Below are 25907 nucleotides of genomic sequence, written 5' to 3' on the forward strand. Positions count from 1 at the left end.
GAATGCCGCAGTGTTTGGAGTGTATTTTCTTCACTGTTTCCTCGCAAAAGTGGAAATCAGTGGCTGGCTACCTGAGAGCTATTGCTTGCTGCTGATATGCGTGGTCGGCCTGCAAACATTGCAGTTTACAGACTGACAATTTTCAAAGGTAAAGATTTGCGACGATGACAATCACCGCAAATAAACCAGCATAGGCTACCCAGAACCCGTCCCCTTCGACAAAACGATGGAGCGCCGACTTCTGACTATCTTTGTTATACATGACATTACCCGCCGTCAGGGATTTCCCCCGCCGCAACTTCTAGTTAACATGATAGTTTTAGTCAAGTTAAATTCGGATACAAAAGCAGTGAAATATTCAGCCTCAACAGACCACAAATAATATCCCGCTTTGTCAAAATTCGTTGCGGCCCGCCCCCCACTTATGAAATGAGTTAGAAACACATCCCGAAAAGGGTGAAACGATTTTCGAACAAGATGCGTATTATAAAGAGCGCGGGAATTGATGCTTTGCAGCATTCTTTCACAAGGGTATTCTGCCGCACGCGTGATTGTTAAGGGCCAGTGAATGAACGAGAATTTCGTGTCAGTCGATGAAGAACAGGAGCGCGCGCGCGTCGCCTGGCTTTACTTCATCGGTGGCCAGACCCAGCAGGAAATTGCGCAGCGGCTCAACATTACCCGGCTAAAGGTCAATAAAATCATTGGACAGGTGCGGGAGTCCGGCCAGATCCAGATCAGTGTCAGCTTGCCACTGTCGGATTGTGTCGAGCTGGCAGAAAAAGTTGCAGCGCGCTATGGCCTCGCAGATGCCGTGGTTGTTCCTGACCTTAATGATTTTCTGGAGCAAAAACGCGTTATTGGTGAAGCTGCCGGAACCATGGCGGGGGAGCTGATTGACGGGCGCGACATGGGTGTGGGAATAGCATCCGGGCGAACACTGAGCTTTGCTGTGCGGAGTTTGCGCGCAAAACCCAAGCCCGAAAGCTGGGTGGTTGGGCTGACCGGTGGCGTCACCAGCGGCTCATCAACCAACACATTTGAAGTTGCGACAGATTTTGCCCGTGCGCTTGGTGTCGAGTGTCACTATCTGACCGCACCGATTTACTGCGCCAATCGCGAAAGCCGCAATGCGATCCTGTTGAGCGACGAGCTGACGGACGTGCTCGCCAGAACTGAAATCGCCGACATCGGCCTCGTATCCTGCGGACCACTGACTTCGGAAACATCGCTCACGCATATTCGCGTCGTAAAGGACAATCTTGATGCGGTGCTGAAACTTGGAGCCGTTGGAGAATTTCTGGGATATTTTCTTGATGCTCAGGGGCGCCCGATTAATCATTTTCTCAATGATTCAATCATTGCCCTGCCACCGGACAAGCTCAAACTCAAGCCGGCATCGGTTCTGGTTTCGGGCGGGCTGAATAAAATCCCGATTATCCGTGCCATTCTGCGCGGTGGTTATGTCAATCGCCTCGTCACCAATGAAGGCGTGGCGCGCGCGCTATTACAGGGGCCGCGTTAAGATACGGCCCCTGTTCTATTTGATTAAGCCTTGGCTTGAAGCGTTTCGGTCATGGCGCGCAACGTGACGAATGTCGAGGCCGCACCCGGATCGATGTGGCCGATTGAACGCTCGCCAAGCTTCGCTGAACGTCCGCGTCGAGATTCCATTGCAGCTGTCGCCTTCATGCCAGCTTCGGCACCATCGCGTGCTGCAATCAGCACGTCGAGCGTGGATTTGCCAACCTTTGCGGCCTCGCTTGCAGCCTCAACTGCCGGAACCCACGCATCGATCATCGTCTTGTCACCCGGCTCGGCTCGGCCCCGATCCTGGATGCCTTGCGAGGCCGCTGCAAGCCATTCGGTCATGCCGTTCCCGTCAAGGTTCAGACGGTTGCTGACTGCTGTCCCGGCACGCAGGAATGCCGTTGCATAGAGCGGACCCGACGAAGCGCCAACCGCATCCAGAAACGCCTTGGCCATGCGCTTGCAAATGGCTTCAATGGTTTCGTCGCCCTGCTCATCTTCGAGCGCATGCTGAACAGCCTTCCAGCCGATTTCCATGGTGATGCCATGATCGCCGTCACCAATTACGCCGTCGAGTTCCGATAGCCAGTTCTTCTCGGCAATGATCTGGTTGCCGACATTCATCATCATCGCCTTGAAAAGCGCGGGCGTCACATCACCATCGGTGATGAGTGCGCGCGGCGCGTCCGATGCCGTTTCCTTGTGTTCGGCTGCGCGTGCAGCCTTGCGGTGAGACGTCGGCTCGCGGTCGCCTGCCTGCACAGCACCCACGGTCAGCGCTGGCGTATGACATGGATGATCCAGAAGCGCCTGCAAAGTTGCATCGAGCTTCATCAGCGTCACCGACGCACCAGCCATTTCGAGCGACGTCGCATATTCACCGACCCATGAGGCATGGATCTGAACGTCCTTACCATCCAGAATCTGTTTCACGCGACGGAAGATCAGGTAAAGTTCAATATGCGTGGTCGCACCAAGGCCATTGACCAAAACCGCAACGCGGTTCCCCGCCTTGAGCGCCAGTTCTTCCACAACCGAGGCCATCAGTTCGTCGGTCACTTCATCGGCAGGCGCGAGCTTCTGGCGGCGGATGCCCGGCTCGCCATGCAGGCCCATGCCGATTTCCATCTCATCGTCGCCGATGGTGAAATTCGGCTTTCCAGTCTGTGGTAGCGAGCAAGGGCTTAGGGCTACGCCCATCGAACGAGTGGCCTCGTTGGCTGCCTGCGCCAGCGCTTCAACACGCGACAGGGGTTCACCCAGATCAGCAGCAGCACCTGCAACCTTGAACACGAAGAAATCACCGGCAATGCCGCGACGCTCCGACTTGCGATCAAGCGGAGCCGAGGCCACGTCGTCCGCAACCGCGACATGGCGCACGTCCATGCCATCCTGCGCGAGTTCTTCCGCAGCCATGGTGAAGTTGAGAACGTCACCGGTGTAATTGCCATAGAGCATCAGCACGCCAGCGCCGCCATCCGCAGCCCGTGCCGCTTCTGCAATATGGGCAGGCGATGGCGAAGCAAACACATTGCCCACCGCTGCAGCATCCGCAAGACCGCGACCGACATAACCCGCAAAGGCTGGTTCGTGACCAGAACCGCCGCCCACAACGATGCCAACCTTGCCTTCACGCGGACCATCGACTGCAACAACCGCGCGGCCCGTTTCGCCTTCAACGCGTAGAATGTCGGGATGCGCGCCGACCATGCCTTCGATCATTTCTGCAATGATGTTTTCCGGCGCGTTGATCAGCTTTTTGGTTTTGACTTGTTCACTCATAGTTTTAACTTTCTTAAACGCGTCGCTTGATCAATGGGCATCCCGGCGCAGATAACGACGCGATATGGCATCAAACGAGATTGCCAGCACGACGATTGCACCCGAAACAATGCCCTGCCAATAGGGAGAGACACCAAACAGAACGATAATGTTTTCAATAATAGCGATGATACCTGCACCGAGGATCGCGCCAATCGGGCTACCGATACCACCTGTTGTGGCAACGCCACCAATGACGGAAGCAGCAATTGGAGCCAGAACCCAGCTGTCGCCAATCGACGGCTGTGCCGTACCAAGACGCGCAACCATCAGCACACCTGCAAGACCTGCAATAGCACCGGCAGCGCCGAACACCATGAGACGTACACGATCCACACGAATACCCAGCATACGGGCGCCGTCGCGGTTGTTGCCGATGGCATACATGTAACGACCGAACGGTGTTTTCAGCATCACGAAGGTCGCTATCAACAGTACAAAAAACATGATGATGAATGGCACCGGAATGCCAAAGAGATCGCCACGACCAAGGAAATGCACTTCACGTGGGATACCAGTGATGGCAACGCCGCGCGTCAGCACCAGATTGGCGCCGCCAAAGATGCCCGCCGTACCGATAGTCAGCACCAGCGAATGCAGGCGGAGGAAGGTGACGAGGAAGCCGTTGAAAAGTCCAAGGCAAAGCCCAAGCAAAATCGCGAGGAACATTGCGCTATAGGGTTCAAAACCCATCCGCATCATTAAAATACCGGAAACAACGCCGCTCAGCCCACCAATCACGCCGAGTGACAGATCAAGCTCACCCAGCACCATCAGCATCGACTGGGCAATCGTGATGAGGCCAACAAAGGCCAGACCACGAGCAACAACTGACAGATTGTAAGGCGTCAGGAAGTATGGCGACAGGATTGCCGAAAGGGCAAAGATCACCAGCAGGGCAATAAAGACACCGGCAAGCGGCGTACGAATGAGATTGGAAAGGGGGTTAGTTTGCATCGGCTTTTACCTCTGTTCCAAAGATCGCGCCCACGAGTGTTTCATTGTTGGTATCGGTGGTGGAGAACTCACCGGTGATATGGCCGTTATGCATTGTGATGATACGGCTTGCGCATTTCTGCAATTCGTTGAGTTCCGAGGAGACGAGGATGACGCCCACGCCTTCTTCGGCGAGATTTTTCATGATGCGATAAATCTCGGATTTGGTACGGATATCGATGCCCTTGGTCGGCTCATCAAAGATCAGCACGCGCGGGCGCGTGGCCATTGAGCGGCCGATAATCGCCTTCTGCTGATTACCGCCGGAAAGCTGCGAGATGCGCTTGCCCATTCCGGACGTGCGGATACCGTAATCATCGATGATCTTCTGCACGATATTGCGCTCACGACTATCGCTGATGCCCAGCTTGCCGCTGGTCAGCGACAGCACCGAAATACCAATATTCTCGCGCAGCGACAGTAACGGCAGAATGCCGTGATGTTTTCGCTCTTCGGAAAGATAGAGCATGCCGCTTGAAACCGAGCGCGATGTATCGTTGAGTGTCCAGCTTTCGCCTTCGACCTTCACGGTGCCTGCTTTGGCTTTGAGAAAACCGAAGATCGTCTGCATCACTTCGGAGCGTCCTGCTCCGACCAGACCGGCGAAGCCGAGAATCTCACCTTTGCGAAGATCAAAACTGATGTCTTCAAAACGCGATCCCGAAAGCCCGCGCACTTCCATAATGGTTTCAGTGGTAGGCTTGGACGGGCGGAAATGTTCGTCAAAGGAAAGATCGCGGCCAGACATGGCGCGGATCAGATCGGATTCGGTGACGTTTTTGATATGGCCGCTTTCAATCTTCGTACCATTACGAAGAACCGTATAATCATCGCCGATCTGAAAGACTTCTTCCATTTTGTGGCTGATGAAAACAATCGCATGATCGCGGTCAAGAAGACCACGAATGACCTTGAAGACACGCTCGACTTCAACACGCGTCAGCGATGAAGTCGGTTCATCAAGGATCAGTACCTTCATCTGTTCATTGGTGCAGGCGCGCGCAATCTGCAGAAGCTGCTGATCAGACACGGAAATATTCGTAACCAGATCGTCTGGCCGCGCTTCAATGCCGAAACGGTCGAGATAGGATTTCGCTTCTTCCATCAACGCCTTGCGGTTGACGATAAAGCCGCCATGACCGGTTCGGTTAAACGGCATGAACAGGTTTTCCGCAACGCTCATCTGTGGGAACAGCGTCAGCTCCTGCGGAACATAAGCGACATTCTTATAGAGCGAAGGATCGGCAACCGGATCGCGGCCATCGATCAGCACCTGACCGCGCGAAGCGCTGTCGGTTCCGGTCAGAATTTTTACAAGTGTGGATTTACCGGCGCCGTTTTCGCCAGCAAGAATATGCGTGCGACCCAGCTCGATTTTCAGGTCAACACCATCCAGCGCGGTTACGCCCGGAAAGTCCCGGCCTAATCCGCTTGTTTCAAGATAAGCCATGATGGACACCTTGGAAAACTATCGGTGCGTGTCCGGCATGCTGCCGGTCAAAGCCGATAGGACAGGAAAGAATGGAGCACGGGAGAACCCGTGCTCCTGCAACAAGATCGGACCTGAACGGGATCAGATCAGTTGCCTACATTTTCCTTGGTCAGGAATGCATTGCCGGTGTCGATATAACCCGGAACCGGAGCACCGGTTGCCTGTGCCCAGAGCGTCATCACCGACCAGTAACCCTGAAGTTCAGGCTGCGATGCGGACGAACTGTCAGCCACACCATTGCGGATCATTTCGAGCATTTCCGGCAGATTGTCGAGACCGACCAGCGTAACCTTGCCCTGCTTGCCAGCTTCAACGATTGCCTGACCGATACCAATCGGGCCAGCCGCATCCGAAGCAACCCAGCCCTTGAGGTTCGGGTTGGCCTGCATAATGGCCGCTGCCTGCTGCTGAGCGATTTCGATGCTGTCATTGTCGATGCCTTCAGCAACGACCTTGATGCCCGGATGCTCCTTGAACACTTCACGATGACAATCAGCACGGATCGAATGGTTTGGTGCAGTTGGCACGCCCATCATGATTGCGACTTCGCCTTCACCGCCCAGCACTTCGACCAGACGACGAGCTGCAATCTTGGCCTGCTCGCAGAAATCTGAACCGATATGGGTGATGCTCATGCCTTCAGGCGGCACGGAATCAAACAGCACCAGCGGAACTTTCTGGTTCTGCGCTTCTTCAAGCGAGGCGCGATTGCCCGATGGATCGAGCAGATCGAGTGCGAGACCGTCCGGACGGGTTGCAAGTGCACTGTCGATAATCTGGTTCTGCTGAACAACGTCTGCGCTCTGTGGTGCTGAGTAGACGATTTCAACATTGGCGCCGGTCTGCGCCTTAAGGGCGGCAGCGGCCTGCTGCGCGCCTTCATTCACCTTATCGAACCAGGGATGAACAACCTTTGGCACGATGACGAAGCGATAGCTGTCTTTTTTGACAGTACCCGGCGCGTCCTGCGCCATGACCGAAACAGGCAACGAAAAGGCAGCAACAGCCGCCAGCAAAGCAAGCTTTTTCATATATTCCTCCCTTGGAAATCAGACGAAACTTCCTCCCGCCTGACTGCTTGAAAGATCACCCGGGAAGGCTCCTCTGCCTCCAGCCCATAGCGAACTCGACTCCTGAATACAGATGTATAATTAAAATTACAAGAGTAATTATCTACTCAATGAGGAGGTGTGGATAGCCGCCCACGCGGCACTTTGAACAAAGCGCCGGAGGAGCTGATTGATCTCAAGGAGCAAAAAGAGACAAAAAGACGTGCGAAATCAGCGGTCGGCTTGCGCCCACCACCGATCAAAATTCATGGACTATTTTTACGGGATTAGCTCGTAAACGCGTCTGCTTTTGGGGTCACGACCTTTGCAGTAACGCCGGAATCGCTCGATCTGATGACCAGGTTCGCACCCACCAGGATTTTGACAGGCGGCTGCGTTTCAGCTGTGTTGATCAGATCGTCCAGAACAGTCACAGCAAGATTGCCGATCTTACGCTTGGAGACTTCAACGGTTGTAAGGCCCGGCTCCATGGTCGCACTTTGCGGCAAATTATCGAAGCCGATGACAGAAACGTCGTCTGGAATACGAAGGCCCTTACCCTTCAACGCCCGAATGAAGCCATAGGCGATGATATCATTCGTGCAGAAATAGCACTCGGCCAGATCGAGCCCCGAATGCAGCATCGCACAGGTATCACGATGCGCACCCTCATAAGTCGATTCGACCGAGAGAATGTCACGCTCCTGAACGTTCAGGTCCAGACGTTGCATATTCTTGAAAAACGCATCGCGGCGAAGACGGAAATTCGTCGTTTCAGTATGACTGGCAACAAAACCAATCCGCGAAAAGCCAAGCTGCTTGAAACGCGACAGAACCTTGAAGACGGCATCCTCATTGTTCATGTCGACGAAGTTGGCTTCAATGACTTCATAAAACGTATCGATGAAAACCGTGGGCAGACCGAGCCCCTGAATCATGTGGATATCTGCCGCCGAAAGCTCGGTCCCAAGCGCGATCACGCCTCGGATCGGTGCACCAGCCAGCGATTCAGCAACCGCACTGATCGGCTGCCCTTCAAAACTGACCACTTCAAGCGTGTAGTTGCGGCGCGTCGCTTCCGACGACATGCCATCAATATAATCAGAGACGAAAATGCTGTGATCGCGATTAACTGTTTCACCATGCTTGGCAATCTTCAGAAAGCGGATCGTCTCCCCACCGCCCGTCCCGGTTTTGGCCGCGCGCGGCACATAATTGAGGCGGGATACCGACTCAAGAACGCGCGCTCGCGTTTCTCCTGAAATCTCGCCTTTGCCATTCAGAACAAGCGAAACCGTTGCGGGCGAAACACCTGCGTTCTCGGCAATATCTCTGATCGTAAAGGACTTTTTCCTTTTCATGTTTTCCGGGTAACACTTCGATATTGGGGGCAAACTGAGTTGTCGTTTAGTAAACAGAAGCGCTGTGATTTAAAACGATTAGGGTAATTCCCTGTGTTAGGCAACCATAATTCCCCGACAATGCGCTTGACAACCCCCAAGCTTATGTTCATTTATTTAGTGAATAACAGTTTTGTTTACTAAACATGGGAGGAGGAGACCATGCAGAAAACAAGCAATCAGCTTGCTATGCTTGTTGTCATCAATCTCGGATTGCTCGTGCTTGGCGCGTATATTTCGGGAGGATCTTTCCTATCCCTGTTCAATCTGCAGTCGATGGCGGGTCAGGTGCCTGAACTCGGGTTGCTGGCAATCGGCGTCATGCTGGCTATGTGCGCTGGCAATGGCGGGATCGATCTTTCGGGTATTGCGCTGGCCAACCTTTCCGGTGTGCTTTCAGCCGTCATCGTTTCGATGTTCATCTCAAGCGCCGAAAACCAGCTTGGCTTCAGCCTTGCCTTCATTGGACTGGCACTGGTGATCGGTCTTGCGGGCGGCATCGTCAATGGAATCCTGATTGCGCGCTTCAACATCACGCCAATCCTCTGCACGCTTGGCACGCAGATGGCGTTTACGGGTCTTGCCGTTGTTGTCTCTGGCGGTCGCGCTGTCATGGTCGGCAGCCCCGATCTTCTGTCGCGCATCGGCAATGACATGTTCCTCGCCGTGCCAATCAGCTTCCTGATCTTCATAGCGGTTGCCCTGCTGATCGCAGCGGTCGTGCGCTTTACCCCATACGGCTACTGGCTGATGCTGATGGGCACCAATCCGAAAGCCGCTGTCTTCGCTGGTTTCCCGCGCAATGGCGTGCTGATTGCGACCTATGCAACGAGCGGATTTCTGGCAGCGATTGCAGGCATCATCATTGCAGCACGCAACGTCAACGTGAAGTTCGACTATGGCAGCTCGTATCTGCTGGTCGCCATTCTCATCGCCGTCATGGCGGGCGTGAAGCCTGAAGGTGGTTATGGCCGTGTCATCTGCGTGGTGCTGAGCGCTATTGCTTTGCAGCTTATGTCCAGCCTGCTCAACTTCGGCGGCCTTTCCAACTTCGTCCGCGATTTCGCCTGGGGCTTGCTGCTGCTCGCCTTCCTTGCAATCGGCAAATACGACATCGCGGGATTCTTTACCCTCGGCAATCGCCAAAAGGGAAATATCGGTGCTCAACCCTCAGGCACCCGAACATAGACATTGGGGGAATGTTAGCGTGGAGGAAATCATGAAATCAGTAACGAAGAAACTGCTCGCTGGAACCGTCATTGGCGCAGCGATTGTCGCTGGCAGCGCAAGCGCGCTCGTCGCACAGGAAAAGCCGGTTATCGCAACGGTCGTCAAGATCAGTGGCATTCCTTGGTTCGACCGTATGAACACAGGCGTTGAAGCCTATCAGAAGGCCAATCCTGATGTGGTCGCTACGCAGAGCGGACCAGCAACGGCAGACGCAGCACAGCAGCTTCAGATTGTACAGGACCTCGTTGCCAAGGGCGTTAACGCACTTGCAGTCGTCCCAATGGATCCGGCTGTTCTTGAAGGCACCTTCAAGCGCGCCATGGAACGTGGCATCATTGTTGTGACGCATGAAGCCGACAACCAGGTCAACACGATGGCTGACGTCGAAGCCTTCGATAATGCCGATTACGGCACAGCACTCAATGAGCGTCTCGCAGAATGCATGGGCAAGAGTGGCAAGTGGACCACTTTCGTTGGCTCGCTCGGTAGCCGTACGCATATGCAGTGGGTTGGCTCGGCTGAAGAAAATGCCAAGAAATATGCTGACATGCAGCTCGTCGATCCGAACAACGAATCCTTCGACGATGCCAACGGCACCTATGAAAAGGCCAAGGAAATCCTGCGCAAGCATCCTGACCTGAAGGGCTTCCAGACTTCTGCCGGTAACGACGTTCTCGGCGTTGGCCGTGCGATCGACGAAGCCGGCCTGAGCGGTAAGGTTTGCCTCGTCGGCACCGGCCTTCCGAACCCGTCGGCAGATCTGCTTGAATCCGGCGCCATCACCGCAATCGGCTTCTGGGATCCGCAGAAGGCTGGCATGGCGATGAATGCGGTTGCCAAGCTCCTGCTCGAAAAGAAGGAAGTTACGGAAGGCACCGATCTCGGCGTTGAAGGCTATAACAAAGTCAGCGTTAAGAAGGGTGCCGGTGAAGGCCTTCTCGTGATCGGCAACGGCATGGTTATTGCTGACAAGGCGACCTACAAGGAACACCTGTTCTAGGCGTTACGCACAGGTAGCCTGACCATCGTGCGTGGACATCGTTCAGCCTCGCGCGATGGTTTCAAAAACCCGGATGCAGCCCCCGCTGCATCCGGGCACCTGGACCAAACAAACCATCAAAAAATCAAGACATTAGCGCGTGGCGAACGAAAGCCAACCGGTCCTACAGCCAGCCCAATCGCTTTGGCGAGCGGTGCGGCGACAAAGGAATTTAACGTGTCAACTACAACGACGAATGGGACGAGCAACGACCGGTCGCCGGATCGTTTTCTCGAACTGCGCAACATCCATAAGCGGTTTGGCGGCGTTCACGCGCTGCGCGGCATTGATCTGACAATCGATCTTGGCCAGGCCTACCACCTGTTGGGTGAAAATGGCTGCGGCAAGAGCACGGTCATCAAGATCATGTCCGGCGCACATGCACCCAGCGAAGGCGAAATCATTCTTGATGGCAAAACCTATACTTCGCTGAACCCGATCCAATCGCTGGCAGCCGGTATTGAAACTGTCTATCAGGATCTGTCACTTATCCCCAATCTGACCGTCGCTGAAAACGTAGCGCTGAATGAGCAGCTCGTTGAAGGCAATGGCCGACTGTTCCGCAGCGTCAAGCTTTCTCAGCTCCGTGAGACTGCAGAACGGGCATTGAGTACGGTTGGTCTGCCAACCGACAAAGCCTTCCTGAACACAATCGTTTCCGAGCTGCCGCTTGCCATGCGCCAGCTGGTTGCCATTTCCCGCGCCATTGCAACGCGCGCCAAGCTTGTCATCATGGATGAGCCGACCACATCGCTGACCCGTCGCGAAGTGGATAATCTGATTGAAGTTGTAGAACGCCTGCGCGCAGAACGCGTCGCCGTACTTTTCGTGACCCACAAACTCGATGAATGCTATCGCATCGGCGGCAATGCGGTTGTCTTCCGCGATGGCCAGTGCGTGGCACAGGGCCCGATCGAAAACTACACCAAAAAGCAGCTCTCCGAGCTGATGATCGGCAGAGAAATTGATGCCGAGCGCTATCGCACGGCACAGCCCGGCGATGCCGAACTGCTTAAACTCGACAGCCTTACCGCATCGGGCTTCAAGGACATTGGCTTTACCCTTCGTAAGGGTGAAATCCTCGGCATTACCGGCCTTGCAGATTCCGGACGCAACGAGCTGGCCATGGCAATCACCGGCGTTGTACCTGCTGATAGAGGTTCAATCCGCCTCGAAGGTCAGAAGACCGAAGTTAAAAGCCCGGCGGAAGCCATCGAGCGTGGCATTGGCTATGTGCCGGAAGACCGCCTTGCAGAAGGCCTATTCCTCGATAAATCGATCTTTCAAAACGAGATCGCTCTGATCTTCAGAAAGCTCTGCAACAGCCTTGGCATCGTCGATCAGAAACAGGGCCGCAACATCGCCGCCTCGCTCATGAAAGAGATGCGGCTGAATACAACCAATCTCGACCTGCCAGTTGGCGCGCTTTCGGGCGGCAATCAGCAGCGCGTTTTGATTGGTCGCTGGCTGAGCATTGGCCCGAAGCTGCTCGTGCTGCACGGTCCGACCGTCGGCGTCGATGTGGGATCAAAAGACACGATTTACCGCGCAATTCAGGCGCTGGCCGAAGCTGGCATGGGCCTCATCATCGTCAGCGATGACCTGCCGGAGCTTCTGCAGAATGCCGATCGCATTCTCGTCATGAACTCAGGCAGCATCGTCGCAGAACTGGATGCTGCACAGGCCACCGAAGATCAGCTCTATCAAGCCATGATGTCGTCGCAGAAGGAAGTTGCCTAATGAGTGCGTCGCAGTATCAACAGGATCTGGGCCCAAATAACTTGGGGACCGCCCAATCCTTCAAGTTGGGTGACTTCATTCGCAGGCGCCCGGAATCGATCACCTTCTTCCTGCTCGTGGCAATCTGCACGATTGTCTCGATCATCAACCCTGCATTCCTGCAAGCCTCGACGCTGATCGATATTGGCCGTGCCAGTGTGGTGATGGGCCTGTTTGCGCTTGGCGTCTTCATCATTCTCGCCGCTGGCGGCATTGATGTTTCCTTTACGGCGATTGCCGCCACGACAGTCTATTCGCTGACGCTTCTGGTGCAGTCCTATATGCCGGAACTGCCGATCATCTTCATCATTCTGATGGCGATTGCTGGTGGCATTTTCCTTGGTGTTCTCAACGGTCTGCTGGTGCATTACCTCAATGTGCCGTCATTGATCGTCACCATCGGCACGCAGTATCTCTTCCGTGGCTTCCTGCTGGCTTTCGTCGGCACGGTCTGGATCATGTCCCTGCCTCCGACAATGGGTGCTTTCGGTCGCCTCCCACTGTTCCAGTTTGAATCGGCAACCGGCGCCACCATCACCATGCCATTCTACTTTCTGGTGCTGCCTGCGGCTGCAATCCTGACCTGGTGGATATTGAACCGCACTTTGATGGGCCGCGCGATTTTTGCGATGGGTGGTAACAGCCAGATCGCAAGCCGTCTCGGCTATAATCTGCGCACCATCCATATCTTCCTGTTCGGCTATGCAGGTGGTCTTGCCGGACTTGCAGGCATCATCCATGTCTGCGCCAATCGCCAGTCGAGCCCTTTCGACTTTGTTGGCACAGAAATTGCGGTTATCGCCGCTGTGGTTCTCGGTGGCGCGCGCATAACCGGCGGCACCGGCACCGTCTTCGGCACCCTTCTCGGTGTTCTGCTCATCACCGTCATCAACAGTGTTCTGGTGCTCGTCGGCATCCCCAGCACATGGCAGCGTCTCGTCGTCGGCTGCTTCATCCTGCTGGCTGCTGCCTTCTTCGTCACCCGCCAACGCAAGAAATAACCCGATACTCTCAAGAGGAAATCATGAAGAAATTCCTGAACGATCCCGTCAATTTCGTGGATGAGATGCTCGAAGGCATCTATCGGGCACATCCCGAGCTTACCTTTGTCGATAATGACAAGCGTTGCATGGTCACAGCCAATACCAAATCCGGCAAGGTCGGCATTGCAACAGGCGGCGGCTCCGGCCACCTGCCGCTGTTCTTGGGCTATATCGGCGAAGGCATGATCGATGGCGCGGCTGTCGGCGGCGTCTTCCAGTCGCCAAGCTCGGAACAGATGTATCAGGTCACCAAGGCTATCGATCAGGGCGCTGGCGTTCTCTACATCTATGGCAATTACAGCGGCGACATTATCAATTTCGATATGGCTGCAGAACTTGCCGATCTTGATGGCATTACCGTCAAGCAGGTTGTCGGCAATGATGATGTGGCGTCCTCGGTTGTCGGTGAGGAACACAAGCGTCGTGGCGTTGCCGGTATCTTCTTTGTTTACAAAGCAGCCGGTGCCGCCGCCGCCAACGGCCTGTCGCTTGATGAAGTGACGCGTCTTGCCGACAAGGCACGTTTGCGCACCCGCACCATGGGTGTTGCTCTTTCGAGCTGCGTTGTGCCGGAAATCGGTCACGCAACCTTCTCCATCGGCGAAGATGAAATGGAAATCGGCATGGGCATCCATGGCGAACCCGGCATCAGCCGCAAGAAGCTTGCCAGTGCAGATGCGGTTATCGACGAACTGATGGAACGCATTTTCGCCGAACAGACCTATGCCAAGGGCGATGAAGTAGCCGTGCTGGTCAATGGTCTCGGCGGCACGCCACTGGAAGAACTTTACATCATGTTCCGCCGCGTTTCGCAGCTGTTTGATGAGCGTGACGTCAAGGTCAAGCATGTCTGGATCGGCGAGTTTGCCACGTCCATGGAAATGGCTGGCGCATCGGTTTCCGTGCTGCATCTGGATGAAGAACTGGAGCCGTTGGTTGCTGCTTCCGCTAACACCCCATTCTTCAAGCATTTTGCGGGTTGAGGTGCAGTCATGAACGTCATTAAAGCATCTGATCTGATCAATCTCTTCGACAGCTGGAAGCAGCTTTTTGCAGAACAGCGCGAATTCCTTATCGCGCTGGACGGCAAGGTTGGCGATAGCGATCTCGGCATCACCATGAGCAAGGCCTTTGCAGCGGCTGCGGAAGCAGCACATGCGGAAGGTGAGGCTGCAGGCGTCGCCAAGCTTCTGCGCACCGCTGGCGCCACCATGGCCCGCGTCGCGCCATCAACCATGGGTACGCTGACCGCAACCGGCTTCCTGCGTGCAAGCAAGGCCTGTGACGGTATCGACGAACTGGGAACTGCAGAGATTGCCGCTTTCTGGCGTGCTTATCGCGATGGCATTGCCGAACGCGGCAAGGCAAAGGTTGGTGACAAGACGCTTCTGGATGTGCTTGATCCAATCGCCGTAACGCTTGAAGCACAAGCATCAGCGGGTGCCTCACTTACTGATGCGCTTGCAGCCGCCGCCAAAGCTGCCGAAGATGCGCTTGAAGCGACTAAAACGATGGTTGCCCAACACGGCAAGGCCGCAGCTTTTCAGGAAAAGACCATCGGTCTTCAAGACGCAGGCGCAACCGTCGGCATGCTGCTGATTACCAGCATGTCGGCTTTTGTCTCGGCAAACTAAAAGCGAATAGTTCTTAAGACAGAAGAAGCCCCGCGCTATGCGTTCGGGGCTTCTTTCATTCCATTACGGATTCGCTTGATGACGGTGAGGATCAGAAGCGCACACAGCACCGGCTGCAACCAGAACATCCATTGCGGCAGAATGCCATCAATGGCAATCCAGGCACCAAGCACACCAAAGACCACAGCGCGGTCGCTCTTGCCCATCGGACCATCATAGCGGCGACTTGATCCAAGCGAGGTTGCCGTCACACCGACAAATTCGGTCAAGGTTGCGATAAAGATAATCGCGAAAATCCAGAGCGCCGAAAACGGTGCGATGATTGCAAAAGGCGCATAGAGCGCCGCGTCGGAAATCACATCGCCGATTTCGTTGAGATAGGCACCCAGCATAGATTTCTGGCCATGCTCGCGCGCCAGCATGCCATCAACTGCATTGAGCGCCATGCGCAGAAAAAGCCAGACCGGCACCAGCGCAAACCAGATCGCATTCCCGTTCAGCCCAAGAAACGCACCAAGAACAATTGAAACCAGTGCAGCTGCAATCGTGACCTGATTGGCCGTCACACCTTTTGCTGCAAGCTGCACGACAAGAGGTCTCAACAAGTTCTGGAAACGGGACTTAAGTTGATAAACAGACATAAGAAACTTTCGGGAAACTTTTGGAAATGACGATTATGTAGAAATCAGCTATTTGCGACCGGCCTTAGCTCGTTTATTCAAACATTCTATTCTACTCAATAGTAATTGGGTCGAATAACCTGGAGTTCATCCCGAAAAATGGGAGAAGGCCTGTTGAGAGGAGAAATGATGAGCCAGCGCACAGAATTGCCGGGGCATGAAGCGGCGTCACATCGTGAGCCGCAAGAATCCCATTTCGTCACCCATGACGGCACTTCGCTGTTCTATCGTTTCTGGCCTGCCCGCTCTGAAAAGCCGAAGGGCGTTATCGTTCTGCTACATCGCGGCCATGAGCATAGCGGACGTGTGAGCCATCTCGTCGATGAGCTTGGCCTTGATGATTATGCGTTCTATGCCTGGGATGCGCGCGGCCACGGAAACTCTCCGGGCGTGCGCGGCTTTTCGCCGTCCTTCGGCGCGTCGATCCGCGATCTTGATAGTTTCGTTGCCCATATCCGCAATGAAACCGGCGTAAGAAACGAAGACGTGGCGCTGATTGCGCAGAGCGTCGGCGCCGTTCTGGCGAGCGCATGGGTGCATGACTATGCGCCCAATATCCGTGCGCTTGTCATGGCGTCGCCGGCCTTCGACATCAAGCTTTATGTGCCTTTCGCCAAAGAGGGCATCGCGCTTTGGCAAAAACTCAAAGGCACGTTCTTCGTCAATTCCTACGTCAAACCGCAGTTTCTGACCCATGATCGGGAGCGCATTGAATCCTATCGCACCGATCCGTTGATTACACGGCCAATCGCCTCGCATATTCTGCTTCAGCTTTATGAGGCGGCAAAGCGCGTGGTGGATGATGCGCGGGCGATTACCGTTCCGACACAGCTTCTCATTTCCGGCAGCGATTTTGTCGTGCGACCAACGCCACAGCATCGCTTTTTTGAGAACCTCGGCAGCCGCATTAAAGAGCGCCATGTGCTCAAAGGTTTTTACCATGACACGCTGGGTGAACGGGATCGCAAACCGGCTCTCGCGCTGATCCACGATTTCATCGAGGCGCGTTTTGCGGAAGCACCACAACGCGCCGATCTGACGGATGCGCATATTGCAGGCCATACGCGCGATGAGGCTGACAAACTATCAAGCCCGCTACCGCTGCTTTCACCGCGCGGGCTTTATTGGGCGTCGACGCGCGCGTCTATCGGCTTTGGCTCGCTTTTGTCGGAAGGTCTGAAAGTTGGTCGCCGCACCGGTTTCGATTCAGGCTCCACGCTTGATTATGTCTATGAGAATGAAGCACGAGGCTTGGGCCCCGGCGGCAAGCTCATCGACAAGCAGTTTCTGGAAGCCATCGGCTGGCGCGGCATTCGCCAGCGCAAAGTGCATCTTGAGGAATTAATCAGACACGCCATCAGGCGGCTTGAAAGCGAAGGTCGATCGACCAATATCCTCGACATTGCCTGCGGCCATGGCCGCTATGTGATTGATGCGGTGGTGCGTGCAGGCGAATTGCCGGACAGCATTCATCTTCGCGATTACTCGCCGATCAATGTGCTGGCTGGCCGCAAGCTCATCAAGGATCGCGGTCTTGAAGCAATCGCTCATATGGAAGAAGGCGATGCGTTCAACGAGGAAAGTCTGGCAACTGTCACACCACAGCCAGACCTTGCGATTGTTTCGGGGCTTTATGAGCTTTTCCCGGACAATGCGCTCATTAACCGGTCGCTTTCGGGCCTCGCCCGTGTGCAGAAGCCGGGCTCACTGCTCATTTACACCAATCAGCCATGGCATCCGCAGCTTGAAATGATTGCGCGCGCGCTCACGTCACATCGCGGCGGTGAGGCATGGGTGATGCGCCGTCGCGCGCAAGGCGAAATGGATCAGCTCGTCGAAAAGGCGGGCTATCGCAAAATCGAACAGCGCACCGATCAATGGGGCATCTTTACCGTATCGATTGCCGAACGCATCGGAGACGCTGAAGCGTGACCACGCAATTGACGGAGCTTGATGGTTTCTCGCGGCGGCCTGTGATCCACCGCGCAATCGCTTGGCTTCTGTTTCTTGGACCGTTTTTCTATCTGACCTATGGCACGGCCAACTGGCTCGCATCGCGGCAAGGTCATGTGCCGAACCTTGCTTTCGGATGGGAAAGCCAAGTTCCGTTCATCGCGTGGAGCATAGTTCCCTATTGGTCAGTGAATCTGTTTTATGTGATAGCGCTCTTCGTCAATGACAGTCCGGAACAGGTGGACCGGCTGGCAAAGCGTTATCTCACCGCACAGATTATCGCGGTTCTTTGCTTCGTCGCTTTTCCGTTGACCGCAACCTTCGTAAAACCGGCAACAGCCGGTCTTCCGGGTTTCATGTTCGACTTGCTGGGCGGCTTCGACAAACCCTTTAATCAGGCGCCCTCGCTGCATATCGCGCTGTTGATCATCATCTGGGATCAGATGCGCCGCGTGATGGGCGATGTAATGCTTGTGGTCTGGCATGTCTGGTGTCTGCTGATCGGATTATCGGTGCTAACCACCTATCAGCATCACGCCGTCGATATTCCGGCAGGGGCTTTGCTGGGGCTGTTTGCGCTGTGGCTATTCCCGCGCAGCGGTCCTTCGCCTCTAGCAGAGTTTCAGTTCACATCAGACCCCAAAGCCAGAAGGATCGGGTTCTGTTATCTGGCGGGTGCAATCCTGTTTCTGGTGCTCGCCATCCATGGCCTGACCATCACCGGCTATGCAGTTTTCTGGCTCTGGCCTGCAACTGCACTGGCCATCGTGGCGCTTGGCTATTTCGGTGCAGGTGCTGGCATTTTCCAGAAGCAGACAGATGGATCGGTCAGTCTCGCAAGCCGCTGGCTTCTTTGGCCCTACCGGTTTTTTGCCCGGCTGAATGTACGGTTCTGGACACACAAGCTGCCGCCGCATGTCGAGCTTGCCGACGGGGTGTTTCTCGGACGTTTTCCGAAAGCCGCAGAACTTTCTTCCTTTGCCGCCGTCATCGATCTTGCCGCTGAAATGGTGCCGCCATCCCATTCTATCGAATGGAAGAGTTTCGGCACGATTGATCTGATCGCGCCGTCATCCGAAAAAGTGCAACTGGCCTCCAATGCCGTTGAAGCAGCACGCCATCACGGCCCGGTTCTTGTCTGCTGCGCGCTTGGTTTTCAGCGTAGCGCAACGGTTGCGGTGGCGTGGTTCGTCTCTACTGGCCGTGTCGCCAATGCGCGAGAAGCCGAGGTGCTGATCCGCGCAAAAGGCTGGCCGGTGCATCTGCATTTGGCGGAGGAGCTGACATGAATTCTCCGGCAGCGTCCATAGCAATTGTTCTGCGCCGCAATGCCTTTCTCGGCATCGTTGTCGCCGTGGCTTTGCTTGCGGTCGTGCCCTTCATGCGCCCGGTGCATGATCTGGCCTTCTGGCTGATCTGGCCGCTTTTGTTGGTAAGCGCATTGATCGTGCTGGGTATCGCTGCGCATCTCCTGTTCGATGCAGCACTTTTCAAGCTGATCGCCGGTTCCGGTGAAACGGGCTTGGGTGAGGTAGACAGCATTCTTGAGCGCATGGGTTTGCGCTCCAATGACGGCGTGGTCCGTCCACTTGCAAAAAGGATAGAAGGCTCGCGACGCATCATGGGGCGTCTGCGGTTCTTCATGGGGCTGGGTATCGTACTTTTCATTCTGCTGGCCACGGTGCCATTGGGTCAGGGGCTGTAACATGCGGGAACTGATCCGCCATCAGGTGCAATCGACGTTCGGTTCATTTCTGGCAATCCTGTCGCGCGGGATTACAGGCGTGCGGCCCATCTGGAGCGGCACCGGTCCGTCGCGCAATCAGCGCATCTATTTTGCCAACCATACAAGCCATGGCGATTTCATCCTGCTTTCTTCCTGTCTTGATCAGGAAGAACGCGCGCGTACCCGTGCTGTTGCAGGCGCCGATTACTGGCGGGGCAACCGCGTGCGTCAGTTCATGGCCGAAGTTCTGTTGCGCACCGTGCTTGTCGAACGCAACTGGGTGGAACGCACGCAAGACCCGATGGAAGTGATGCTGAAAGCGCTGGCCGATGGTCATTCACTCATCATCTTTCCCGAAGGCACACGCAACATGACCGATGAAGCGCTGCTACGCTTTCGTTCCGGCATCTACAATCTGGCGCTGGCGCGCCCCGATGTCGAACTGGTGCCGTGCTGGATCGAAAACATGTCGCGCGTGCTGCCCAAGGGCGCCATGCTGCCGGTGCCGCTTCTTTGCCGTGTCATTTTCGGTGCGCCGGTGCAGCTTGGCGAGGGTGAGGACCGCAAGGAATTTCTCGCCCGCGCCCGTCAGAGCCTTCTCGATATTCAGCCCCAGAATGGTAATCACTCATGAGTGAAACGACCCGATTATTCCTTGGCCTCATGGGCGTTCTGATAACGGCAAGCGCCGTTGCCGGTGTTCTTTCATGGCGCGCGCCGAAGCCGCTTTCATCCACGCTGGTCAATCTCAATGCCCGCATCAAAGCATGGTGGATTATGGTCGGCGCTATGTGTATCGCCTTCCTGTTCGGGAAGGGTGGCGTGATCGTGCTGTTTGCGCTGATATCGTTTGCCGCCCTGCGCGAATATGCGACGCTGACGCAGACACGACGCGCCGACCATCGCGTGCTGCTCGGCATGTTCCTGCTGGTCATTCCGGTGCAATATTATCTGATCTGGATTGACTGGTATGGGCTCTATTCCATCTTCATCCCGGTCTATTGCTTCCTCGCCATGCCGGTTCTGACAGCCCTTTCCGGGGACACGTCGCGCTTTCTGGAGCGTATCAGCGAGCAGCAATGGGGCATCATGCTCTCGGTCTATTGCATCAGCCATGTGCCAGCGCTGATGACACTGGACATTCCGGGCTTTGAAGGCAAAAAATTGCTGCTGATCGCGTTTCTGGTGGCCACCGTGCAGGGCAGCGATGTGCTGCAGTATATTTTCGGAAAGCTGTTTGGAAAACATCGCATCGCGCCCAGCATATCACCGTCCAAAACCTGGGAAGGGTTTGTCGGCGGTGTCGCGAGCGCCTCTCTTCTGGGAGCCGGTCTAGCCTGGCTGACGCCGTTTTCCCCTGTGCAGGCTGGCGCCCTTGCGGCCACATCATGCATCATGGGTTTCTTCGGTGGGCTTGTTGCCTCCGCCATCAAGCGCGATCGCGGCGTCAAGGACTGGGGCCATATGATCGAAGGACATGGCGGAATGCTCGACCGTGCCGACAGTCTCGTCTTCTCGGCGCCAGTGTTCTTCCACATTGTGCGCTACTTCTGGGCGTAACTCTCACATTCCCGAATGTGACGAAACAAAGCCGCTGAAACCCCGGATACAGTAAAAACTTGTTACCCCGATTAGCAGGTCTTTATTTCGCGATGCCTTTTATGACCTTTAAGCCTTTCAGGGCGGGTTCCGTTTCGCCGGACTCGCTCTATCTGTTTGCCCGGATGGGAAATGCAAAAGAATTGAAAGGTTGAAACGATGAAAAATGCAGGTATCTGCGCTTTTATTCTGGCATCGGTCACCGCAGGCAGCGCCATGGCGCAAGGCCAGGCCACACAGCAGATGACACCGGAAGCGCTCTATAAAGCAGCACAGAACCAGCTGGGTATCGTCGAATATTGCAAGGACAAAGGCTTCGCGACACAGGACGACATCGACAGCCAGCAGTCCATCATGAAGATTATGCAGGCACCAGCCGACAAGTCTGGCCTTGAAGAAGCACAGGCGGCCGGCAAAAAGGGCGTTGTCCAGTCAATGGGTCAGGAAACCGACGTTGAAGACTATGCCAAGACGTCTGGCAAGAGCGTCGAGCCTTTCTGCCAGCAGATCACAACGGCCATCAAGCAGGCCGCGGCTCAGTTGCCGAAATAAGGCTTTGCTCCTTTTGTCGCTGCGGTGGAGTGCTCTCCATCGTTGCGGCAAAACGGGAGTTGTAGGCGAAATGCAACAGCCCCCACTTAAGATGAGTTTATTGCTCATATATTATTGCGTTTAAATAAGCGCGTAACTATGGTGCCGCCACGAAAATGTGGTGCCCGCCGTGAACCAATCTGACAAATCCAATCTGACTTCGGCCTTTCCTCTGCAGGAAATCGCTGACATCGATGCCGCCATTACAGATTATTATGACGAACTGTGTCGTGCAGTCCGTCGGCGCGGACACGTATCTTCAAACGCCAACGAAATTGTTCATGATCTCTATGTAAGGCTCAAAGAGCGCAGGACCGACCTGGAAGGCAAGTCGTCGTTACGCGCCTTTCTAACACGCGCTGCGATTAATCTCGGTCTCGATCGGTTCCGGCGCGAACATTTTGAAGCGAAGCTGTTTTCCGGCACGGAAGAAGAGGCCGCAAACATTGTTAGCAGGGACGCAGACCCCGATCTGACATTGGATATGCCGCGACGCCTCGCCTGTCTGCGCGATGCGATCATGGAGTTGCCATTGCGCCAGCGCCGCGTTTTCATCGCAAACCGGATTGGCAACCTGCAACCCGACGAAATAGCCATACGCTTTGGAATTACTCGCAATATGGTGGACAGGCATCTCCGGAAAGCGCTTATATACTGCCTCATACGGCTCGACGAACTGGATCAGGCATGAAGCGCGCGACCGTAAAAAAACTGGATAAGGCCGAGCGCCTCATCCAGGAACAGGCTGTCGATTGGCTGATGCAGCTTCAGGCTTCGCCCAAAGATACGGCAATCGTCGAAGCTTGCGCACTCTGGCGCGCCAGCGATGCACGGCATGAGCTGGCATTTGCCAAAGCTTCACGCGTTTTCAGCGACACGCGCTTTCTGCTCCTTCAAGATACAGATTTCGCCCGAACCGCTGCCCGAAAGCCGCGTTATCCGGTGCGCGCGGCTTTAAGTTCCATGCTTTTATTTGGTGCTCTCGCAGGTGGTTTTATCGCTTACGACGGCCCGATGCGGCTGCGCGCAGATGCCATGTCGGCCAGCAACGAAATGCCGATCATCAAACTTGAGGATGGCTCGACCGTCCAGCTTAATGCAGGCTCGGCAATCGCTTTCGATATAACGGACAGCGAACGTCAGGTTCAGCTGCTTCGCGGTGAAGCCTATTTCATCGTCGCGCCAGATCCACAGAGGCCATTCACGGTCAGAGCCGCCAATGGTGAGGTAACCGCGCTTGGCACCGAGTTTGACGTGAAGCTGAAAGACGGCGGTGCCGATGTGGTTGTCACGGAACATGCTGTTCAGGTACAGACCAGCGCCACGTCATCCGCCCTGAATCCGCTCGACATGCTTCAGCTTGAGCAGGGACACAGTGTCTTTTACGACAATAAAAATGGCATTGGGCAGGTCGCCATGATCGATCCAGAACTCGCTGCATCGTGGCGTCGTGGCCGTCTGGTTTTTGAGAACCAACCTCTGGAACATGTAGTCGAAGATATTGCACGCCACCTTCCCGGTCGGGTGATGATTGCGAGCAGCGATCTGGCCGAACGCCGGATTACCGGCACCTTCGATCTCTCTGCCCCATCGACAGCACTTGATGACTTTATCACAGCTTTCGATTTGAAGGTGGTGCGCGTGGGTTCATTGCTCACAGTGCTGCATAATTAATTTTCTGCCGAATGTCCCAAACATCTAATTTCATTCGTCCAGTCCATGAAAGGCAATTTGCGCAACCCGCGCGAGAGCCTCGGCACCAAAACGCCCAACGCCTTGAACGTTGAGACTGGAAACAACATGAAAAGCCCCGCTTCGCGCATTCTCACTGGCTGCGCACACCCCTTGTTTGCATCACTGCTTTTAAGCGGTACGGTTTTAAGCCCCATCCTGACCACACCTGCATTTGCACAGGCTGCAGCGCAATCCGTCGCTGTCAACATTCCGGCCGGTGCGCTTTCAACCGCGCTCAATCGTCTTGCTGTGCAAACGGGTCTGCAGATTGCATTTGATGCATCCGTGACCAGCGGGCTCAACACCTCGGGCGTTAGCGGAACCATGGCACCAGCCGACGCGCTTTCCACTTTGCTGCGCAACACCGATATCCAGTATCGCTTCACCGGCAACCGCACGGTGCGGCTGGAACGAGAAGCAACGGGAAACAACGCGGCTTTACCCGCTGTCGATGGTGCCGTGCAGCTCGACACGATCAGCTTTTCGCAGATCACCGGCGTAAATTTTTCTGATCTGGACCCACGCGTCTCTCAGATTACCCCTGAACAGATGCAGCAGGCACAGGCCTCGACAATTCCGGAACTTATCAAAAAGACACCCGGTGTCGCAATGCTGGGCGGGGTACGCACCGAAGGTCAGTCGATTTCGATCCGCGGCTTTTCGCGCCAAAGTGATGTTCGCGTTCTCCTCGACGGTGCCCCAAAGAACTTCGAAAAATACGATCAGGGCACCATCTTCGTCGAACCTGAACTGCTCAAGCGCGTCGAGATTGAAAAGGGTGCGACCTCGGTTCGTTATGGCAATGGTGGCTTCGGCGGCACCGTGAAACTTGAGAGCAAGGACGCAGCCGATATGCTGCGCGATGGCGAAAGCTGGGGCGCATGGGGGAAAACCGCCTACCAGACGGCCAACAAGCAGTTTCTGGAAACCGGTGCAGTTTATGGTCGCTCCAATCTCGGCACGGGCATGACTTTCGATGGCATTGCCAGTCTGACCTGGCGCAAGGGCGACAACATGCGCGTTGGCGGCGGTGAGACTTATAATTATTCAAGTTCCGAGTTGACTTCCTTCTCTGGCAAACTTTCCGGCGAGTATGGCGGACACAAGCTAAAGGCTTCGGTTCTTTATGGTGAAAGTGCCAATTGGGGTCCACTCGCTGCCATTCGCGGCCAGCTTCAGCCGACTAGCAACAGTCTCGTTCCGGGTACGCCCGCCTATAAGGAAGCAATGCGCAGGCTGCTTGCATGGCGTGAGCTGAAAGACTTCACTTCGGTATTCGAGCACACCTATGATGGCGATAGCGACCTCGTAAACACGCGTATCATGGCAAGCTATTCCTCAACCGACATGCATGCAGAACGTGCTACTGGTGTGAATGGGACAGCCTCTCTTGGCGGCACCGAGAATGATGCGAAATATTCGGATTTTCATATTGAGGCCGAAAACACCTCCAACTTCGAACTTGGCGGCATCGATCACAGCCTGAACTACGGTGTGCAATATAATCACCACGTTCGCGACGTGACGATGTTCGACATCACCAAGAAGAACGACAAGAGTTATAATTACGGCTATTACGCGCCGTGGATCATGCCAGGCGGCAAACAGGATGTGACGTCCTTCTTCATGCGTGATCGCATGGCTATTACTGACAAGCTGACCATCACGCCCGGCATCCGCTATGACTATGTTCGCTCCGAAGGCGAGCCAAATGCTGCTGCGATCTATAACGATCCAAAAGCCGGACACGACTATTCGTCGGCATCTCATCATGGTTTCACACCAGCCATCAGCGCATCGTATCAGATAACGCCGAGCACCCGGCTTTTTGCCGATTGGGCTTACGCCATGCGCGCTCCCAATATCGATGAAATCTACTCGGTACAGAGCGGGCGCACCCAGACATCAGGAACCAGCAGGGATCTTGCAGTCGAGCGCAACAACACGATCAACATCGGCGCGGATACTTCGTTCAGCGGTATCTTTACCAGTACCGATATGCTGATGGTGCGCGGTTCCTTCTTTAACAACCACGTCACCAATCCTGTGGCGCGGCGTGTGGGCAGCGCAAACAAGGTTGGCCTGAAAGACGGCGAAGTGCCATTTTACTGGAACATGCCGTCCTACTATTCGCGCGGTGTGGAACTGGAAGCCCATTATGAGAACGATTTCATGTTCGCAGACGCCAGCCTCACTTACATGATCGGCAGACGTCAGGGCACGGTCAACAATATCCATGGACCAGACAGCTATATCAATGACATCATGCCGACGACGGTTGTAACGACACTCGGCTATAAACTTCCCGATCAGGATATCAATTTTGGCTGGACGGGAACCTTTGTCGACAAGCAGGACAGAACCTCATACGTCAAAGGTGACCTCAGCTACAATCGACCAAAGACTCCCGGATATGCCGTACACGACCTGTTCTTCAACTGGACCCCGACGCAAGGTTTCATGAAGGATTCCGAACTGCGTCTCGCATTGGAAAACGTATTCGACAAAGAATACGAACCATATCTGACGGATGGCATTACAGCCATGCCGGGCCGCAATCTGAAAGTTTCTTTCAGCCGTAAGTTCTGAAAATGAAGATGCGCTGGAAAGT

At 55.0% G+C, this 25907-nt stretch carries 22 protein-coding genes; 16 read left to right on the top strand and 6 right to left on the bottom strand.

What is annotated here, in order from left to right; translation table 11 throughout:
- Positions 1 to 568: 568 nt before the first annotated feature.
- Positions 569 to 1525, top strand: a complete 957-nt coding sequence (locus C9380_RS17550) for a sugar-binding transcriptional regulator (protein ID WP_128094148.1) — start codon at positions 569 to 571, stop codon at positions 1523 to 1525.
- Between the two features lie 23 nt (positions 1526 to 1548).
- Here the strand turns inward: C9380_RS17550 and dhaL are convergent, their stop codons facing one another.
- The 5 genes from dhaL to C9380_RS17575 form a co-directional block, all read right to left on the bottom strand.
- Positions 1549 to 3312 carry a dihydroxyacetone kinase subunit DhaL gene (dhaL, locus tag C9380_RS17555; RefSeq protein ID WP_105731391.1) on the bottom strand — a complete coding sequence of 588 codons (1764 nt, stop codon included), beginning with the start codon at positions 3310 to 3312 and terminating at the stop codon, positions 1549 to 1551.
- Positions 3313 to 3342: 30 nt separating this feature from the next.
- On the bottom strand, positions 3343 to 4308 hold the full coding sequence (locus C9380_RS17560; protein ID WP_024895992.1) for an ABC transporter permease: 966 nt from the start codon (positions 4306 to 4308) through the stop codon (positions 3343 to 3345).
- Entirely contained in the window at positions 4298 to 5797 is a 1500-nt protein-coding gene (locus C9380_RS17565) for a sugar ABC transporter ATP-binding protein (protein WP_128094149.1), read from the bottom strand. The genes C9380_RS17560 and C9380_RS17565 overlap by 11 nt, the downstream gene beginning before the upstream one ends.
- A gap of 128 nt (positions 5798 to 5925) precedes the next feature.
- Positions 5926 to 6870 (bottom strand): substrate-binding domain-containing protein, encoded by a 945-nt coding sequence (locus tag C9380_RS17570; protein ID WP_024895994.1) that lies wholly within the window; start codon positions 6868 to 6870, stop codon positions 5926 to 5928.
- 305 nt (positions 6871 to 7175) lie between these two features.
- Complete coding sequence (locus C9380_RS17575; RefSeq protein ID WP_128094150.1) at positions 7176 to 8249, bottom strand: LacI family DNA-binding transcriptional regulator; 1074 nt, start codon at positions 8247 to 8249, stop codon at positions 7176 to 7178.
- A gap of 201 nt (positions 8250 to 8450) precedes the next feature.
- Here C9380_RS17575 and C9380_RS17580 point away from each other — a divergent pair, with 201 nt between their 5' ends.
- The 6 genes from C9380_RS17580 (at position 8451) to C9380_RS17605 (ending at position 15013) form a co-directional block, all read left to right on the top strand.
- Positions 8451 to 9476: an ABC transporter permease gene (locus C9380_RS17580; RefSeq protein WP_024895996.1), complete on the top strand. Its 1026-nt coding sequence runs from the start codon at positions 8451 to 8453 to the stop codon at positions 9474 to 9476.
- Positions 9477 to 9507: 31 nt separating this feature from the next.
- A complete protein-coding gene (locus C9380_RS17585) occupies positions 9508 to 10518 on the top strand; it encodes a substrate-binding domain-containing protein (RefSeq protein ID WP_024895997.1) in 1011 nt (336 codons plus the stop codon).
- A gap of 216 nt (positions 10519 to 10734) precedes the next feature.
- A complete protein-coding gene (locus C9380_RS17590) occupies positions 10735 to 12297 on the top strand; it encodes a sugar ABC transporter ATP-binding protein (RefSeq protein ID WP_128094151.1) in 1563 nt (520 codons plus the stop codon).
- Positions 12297 to 13337 (top strand): ABC transporter permease, encoded by a 1041-nt coding sequence (locus tag C9380_RS17595; protein ID WP_128094152.1) that lies wholly within the window; start codon positions 12297 to 12299, stop codon positions 13335 to 13337. Before C9380_RS17590 ends, C9380_RS17595 begins: the two co-directional genes overlap by 1 nt.
- Before the next feature lie 23 nt (positions 13338 to 13360).
- Positions 13361 to 14362 (top strand): dihydroxyacetone kinase subunit DhaK, encoded by a 1002-nt coding sequence (locus C9380_RS17600; protein ID WP_024896000.1) that lies wholly within the window; start codon positions 13361 to 13363, stop codon positions 14360 to 14362.
- Between the two features lie 9 nt (positions 14363 to 14371).
- Positions 14372 to 15013, top strand: coding sequence for a dihydroxyacetone kinase family protein (locus tag C9380_RS17605; RefSeq protein WP_105706491.1), 642 nt, complete (start codon positions 14372 to 14374; stop codon positions 15011 to 15013).
- Between the two features lie 35 nt (positions 15014 to 15048).
- Here the strand turns inward: C9380_RS17605 and C9380_RS17610 are convergent, their stop codons facing one another.
- The gene (locus C9380_RS17610; RefSeq protein WP_128094153.1) at positions 15049 to 15654 is read right to left on the bottom strand and encodes a CDP-alcohol phosphatidyltransferase family protein; all 606 of its coding nucleotides are present in this window, start codon (positions 15652 to 15654) and stop codon (positions 15049 to 15051) included.
- A gap of 168 nt (positions 15655 to 15822) precedes the next feature.
- Here C9380_RS17610 and C9380_RS17615 point away from each other — a divergent pair, with 168 nt between their 5' ends.
- The 9 genes from C9380_RS17615 (at position 15823) to C9380_RS17655 (ending at position 25885) form a co-directional block, all read left to right on the top strand.
- The gene (locus C9380_RS17615) at positions 15823 to 17625 is read left to right on the top strand and encodes a bifunctional alpha/beta hydrolase/class I SAM-dependent methyltransferase (RefSeq protein ID WP_128094154.1); all 1803 of its coding nucleotides are present in this window, start codon (positions 15823 to 15825) and stop codon (positions 17623 to 17625) included.
- Positions 17622 to 18935: a phosphatase PAP2/dual specificity phosphatase family protein gene (locus tag C9380_RS17620; protein ID WP_128094155.1), complete on the top strand. Its 1314-nt coding sequence runs from the start codon at positions 17622 to 17624 to the stop codon at positions 18933 to 18935. The genes C9380_RS17615 and C9380_RS17620 overlap by 4 nt, the downstream gene beginning before the upstream one ends.
- Positions 18932 to 19351 carry a hypothetical protein gene (locus tag C9380_RS17625; protein WP_128094156.1) on the top strand — a complete coding sequence of 140 codons (420 nt, stop codon included), beginning with the start codon at positions 18932 to 18934 and terminating at the stop codon, positions 19349 to 19351. The genes C9380_RS17620 and C9380_RS17625 overlap by 4 nt, the downstream gene beginning before the upstream one ends.
- Position 19352: 1 nt before the next feature.
- Positions 19353 to 20006: a lysophospholipid acyltransferase family protein gene (locus C9380_RS17630; protein WP_011982634.1), complete on the top strand. Its 654-nt coding sequence runs from the start codon at positions 19353 to 19355 to the stop codon at positions 20004 to 20006.
- Entirely contained in the window at positions 20003 to 20932 is a 930-nt protein-coding gene (locus C9380_RS17635; protein WP_105706498.1) for a phosphatidate cytidylyltransferase, read from the top strand. Before C9380_RS17630 ends, C9380_RS17635 begins: the two co-directional genes overlap by 4 nt.
- A gap of 198 nt (positions 20933 to 21130) precedes the next feature.
- On the top strand, positions 21131 to 21523 hold the full coding sequence (locus C9380_RS17640) for a hypothetical protein (protein ID WP_128094157.1): 393 nt from the start codon (positions 21131 to 21133) through the stop codon (positions 21521 to 21523).
- Positions 21524 to 21692: 169 nt separating this feature from the next.
- Entirely contained in the window at positions 21693 to 22253 is a 561-nt protein-coding gene (locus tag C9380_RS17645) for an RNA polymerase sigma factor (RefSeq protein WP_321191684.1), read from the top strand.
- Positions 22250 to 23236: a FecR family protein gene (locus C9380_RS17650; protein ID WP_024896008.1), complete on the top strand. Its 987-nt coding sequence runs from the start codon at positions 22250 to 22252 to the stop codon at positions 23234 to 23236. Before C9380_RS17645 ends, C9380_RS17650 begins: the two co-directional genes overlap by 4 nt.
- Before the next feature lie 126 nt (positions 23237 to 23362).
- Positions 23363 to 25885: a TonB-dependent receptor gene (locus C9380_RS17655; protein WP_036566647.1), complete on the top strand. Its 2523-nt coding sequence runs from the start codon at positions 23363 to 23365 to the stop codon at positions 25883 to 25885.
- Positions 25886 to 25907: the final 22 nt, after the last annotated feature.

This window comes from Brucella pituitosa (assembly GCF_003049685.1).
In the GTDB taxonomy this organism is placed as follows: domain Bacteria; phylum Pseudomonadota; class Alphaproteobacteria; order Rhizobiales; family Rhizobiaceae; genus Brucella; species Brucella pituitosa.

Coding starts and splice junctions, on each gene's coding strand:
- C9380_RS17550 (WP_128094148.1), top strand. CDS start 569: ATGAACGAGAATTTCGTGTCAGTCGATGAAGAACAGGAGCGCGCGCGC.
- dhaL (WP_105731391.1), bottom strand. CDS start 3,312: ATGAGTGAACAAGTCAAAACCAAAAAGCTGATCAACGCGCCGGAAAAC.
- C9380_RS17560 (WP_024895992.1), bottom strand. CDS start 4,308: ATGCAAACTAACCCCCTTTCCAATCTCATTCGTACGCCGCTTGCCGGT.
- C9380_RS17565 (WP_128094149.1), bottom strand. CDS start 5,797: ATGGCTTATCTTGAAACAAGCGGATTAGGCCGGGACTTTCCGGGCGTA.
- C9380_RS17570 (WP_024895994.1), bottom strand. CDS start 6,870: ATGAAAAAGCTTGCTTTGCTGGCGGCTGTTGCTGCCTTTTCGTTGCCT.
- C9380_RS17575 (WP_128094150.1), bottom strand. CDS start 8,249: ATGAAAAGGAAAAAGTCCTTTACGATCAGAGATATTGCCGAGAACGCA.
- C9380_RS17580 (WP_024895996.1), top strand. CDS start 8,451: ATGCAGAAAACAAGCAATCAGCTTGCTATGCTTGTTGTCATCAATCTC.
- C9380_RS17585 (WP_024895997.1), top strand. CDS start 9,508: ATGAAATCAGTAACGAAGAAACTGCTCGCTGGAACCGTCATTGGCGCA.
- C9380_RS17595 (WP_128094152.1), top strand. CDS start 12,297: ATGAGTGCGTCGCAGTATCAACAGGATCTGGGCCCAAATAACTTGGGG.
- C9380_RS17600 (WP_024896000.1), top strand. CDS start 13,361: ATGAAGAAATTCCTGAACGATCCCGTCAATTTCGTGGATGAGATGCTC.
- C9380_RS17605 (WP_105706491.1), top strand. CDS start 14,372: ATGAACGTCATTAAAGCATCTGATCTGATCAATCTCTTCGACAGCTGG.
- C9380_RS17610 (WP_128094153.1), bottom strand. CDS start 15,654: ATGTCTGTTTATCAACTTAAGTCCCGTTTCCAGAACTTGTTGAGACCT.
- C9380_RS17615 (WP_128094154.1), top strand. CDS start 15,823: ATGAGCCAGCGCACAGAATTGCCGGGGCATGAAGCGGCGTCACATCGT.
- C9380_RS17625 (WP_128094156.1), top strand. CDS start 18,932: ATGAATTCTCCGGCAGCGTCCATAGCAATTGTTCTGCGCCGCAATGCC.
- C9380_RS17630 (WP_011982634.1), top strand. CDS start 19,353: ATGCGGGAACTGATCCGCCATCAGGTGCAATCGACGTTCGGTTCATTT.
- C9380_RS17635 (WP_105706498.1), top strand. CDS start 20,003: ATGAGTGAAACGACCCGATTATTCCTTGGCCTCATGGGCGTTCTGATA.
- C9380_RS17640 (WP_128094157.1), top strand. CDS start 21,131: ATGAAAAATGCAGGTATCTGCGCTTTTATTCTGGCATCGGTCACCGCA.
- C9380_RS17650 (WP_024896008.1), top strand. CDS start 22,250: ATGAAGCGCGCGACCGTAAAAAAACTGGATAAGGCCGAGCGCCTCATC.
- C9380_RS17655 (WP_036566647.1), top strand. CDS start 23,363: ATGAAAAGCCCCGCTTCGCGCATTCTCACTGGCTGCGCACACCCCTTG.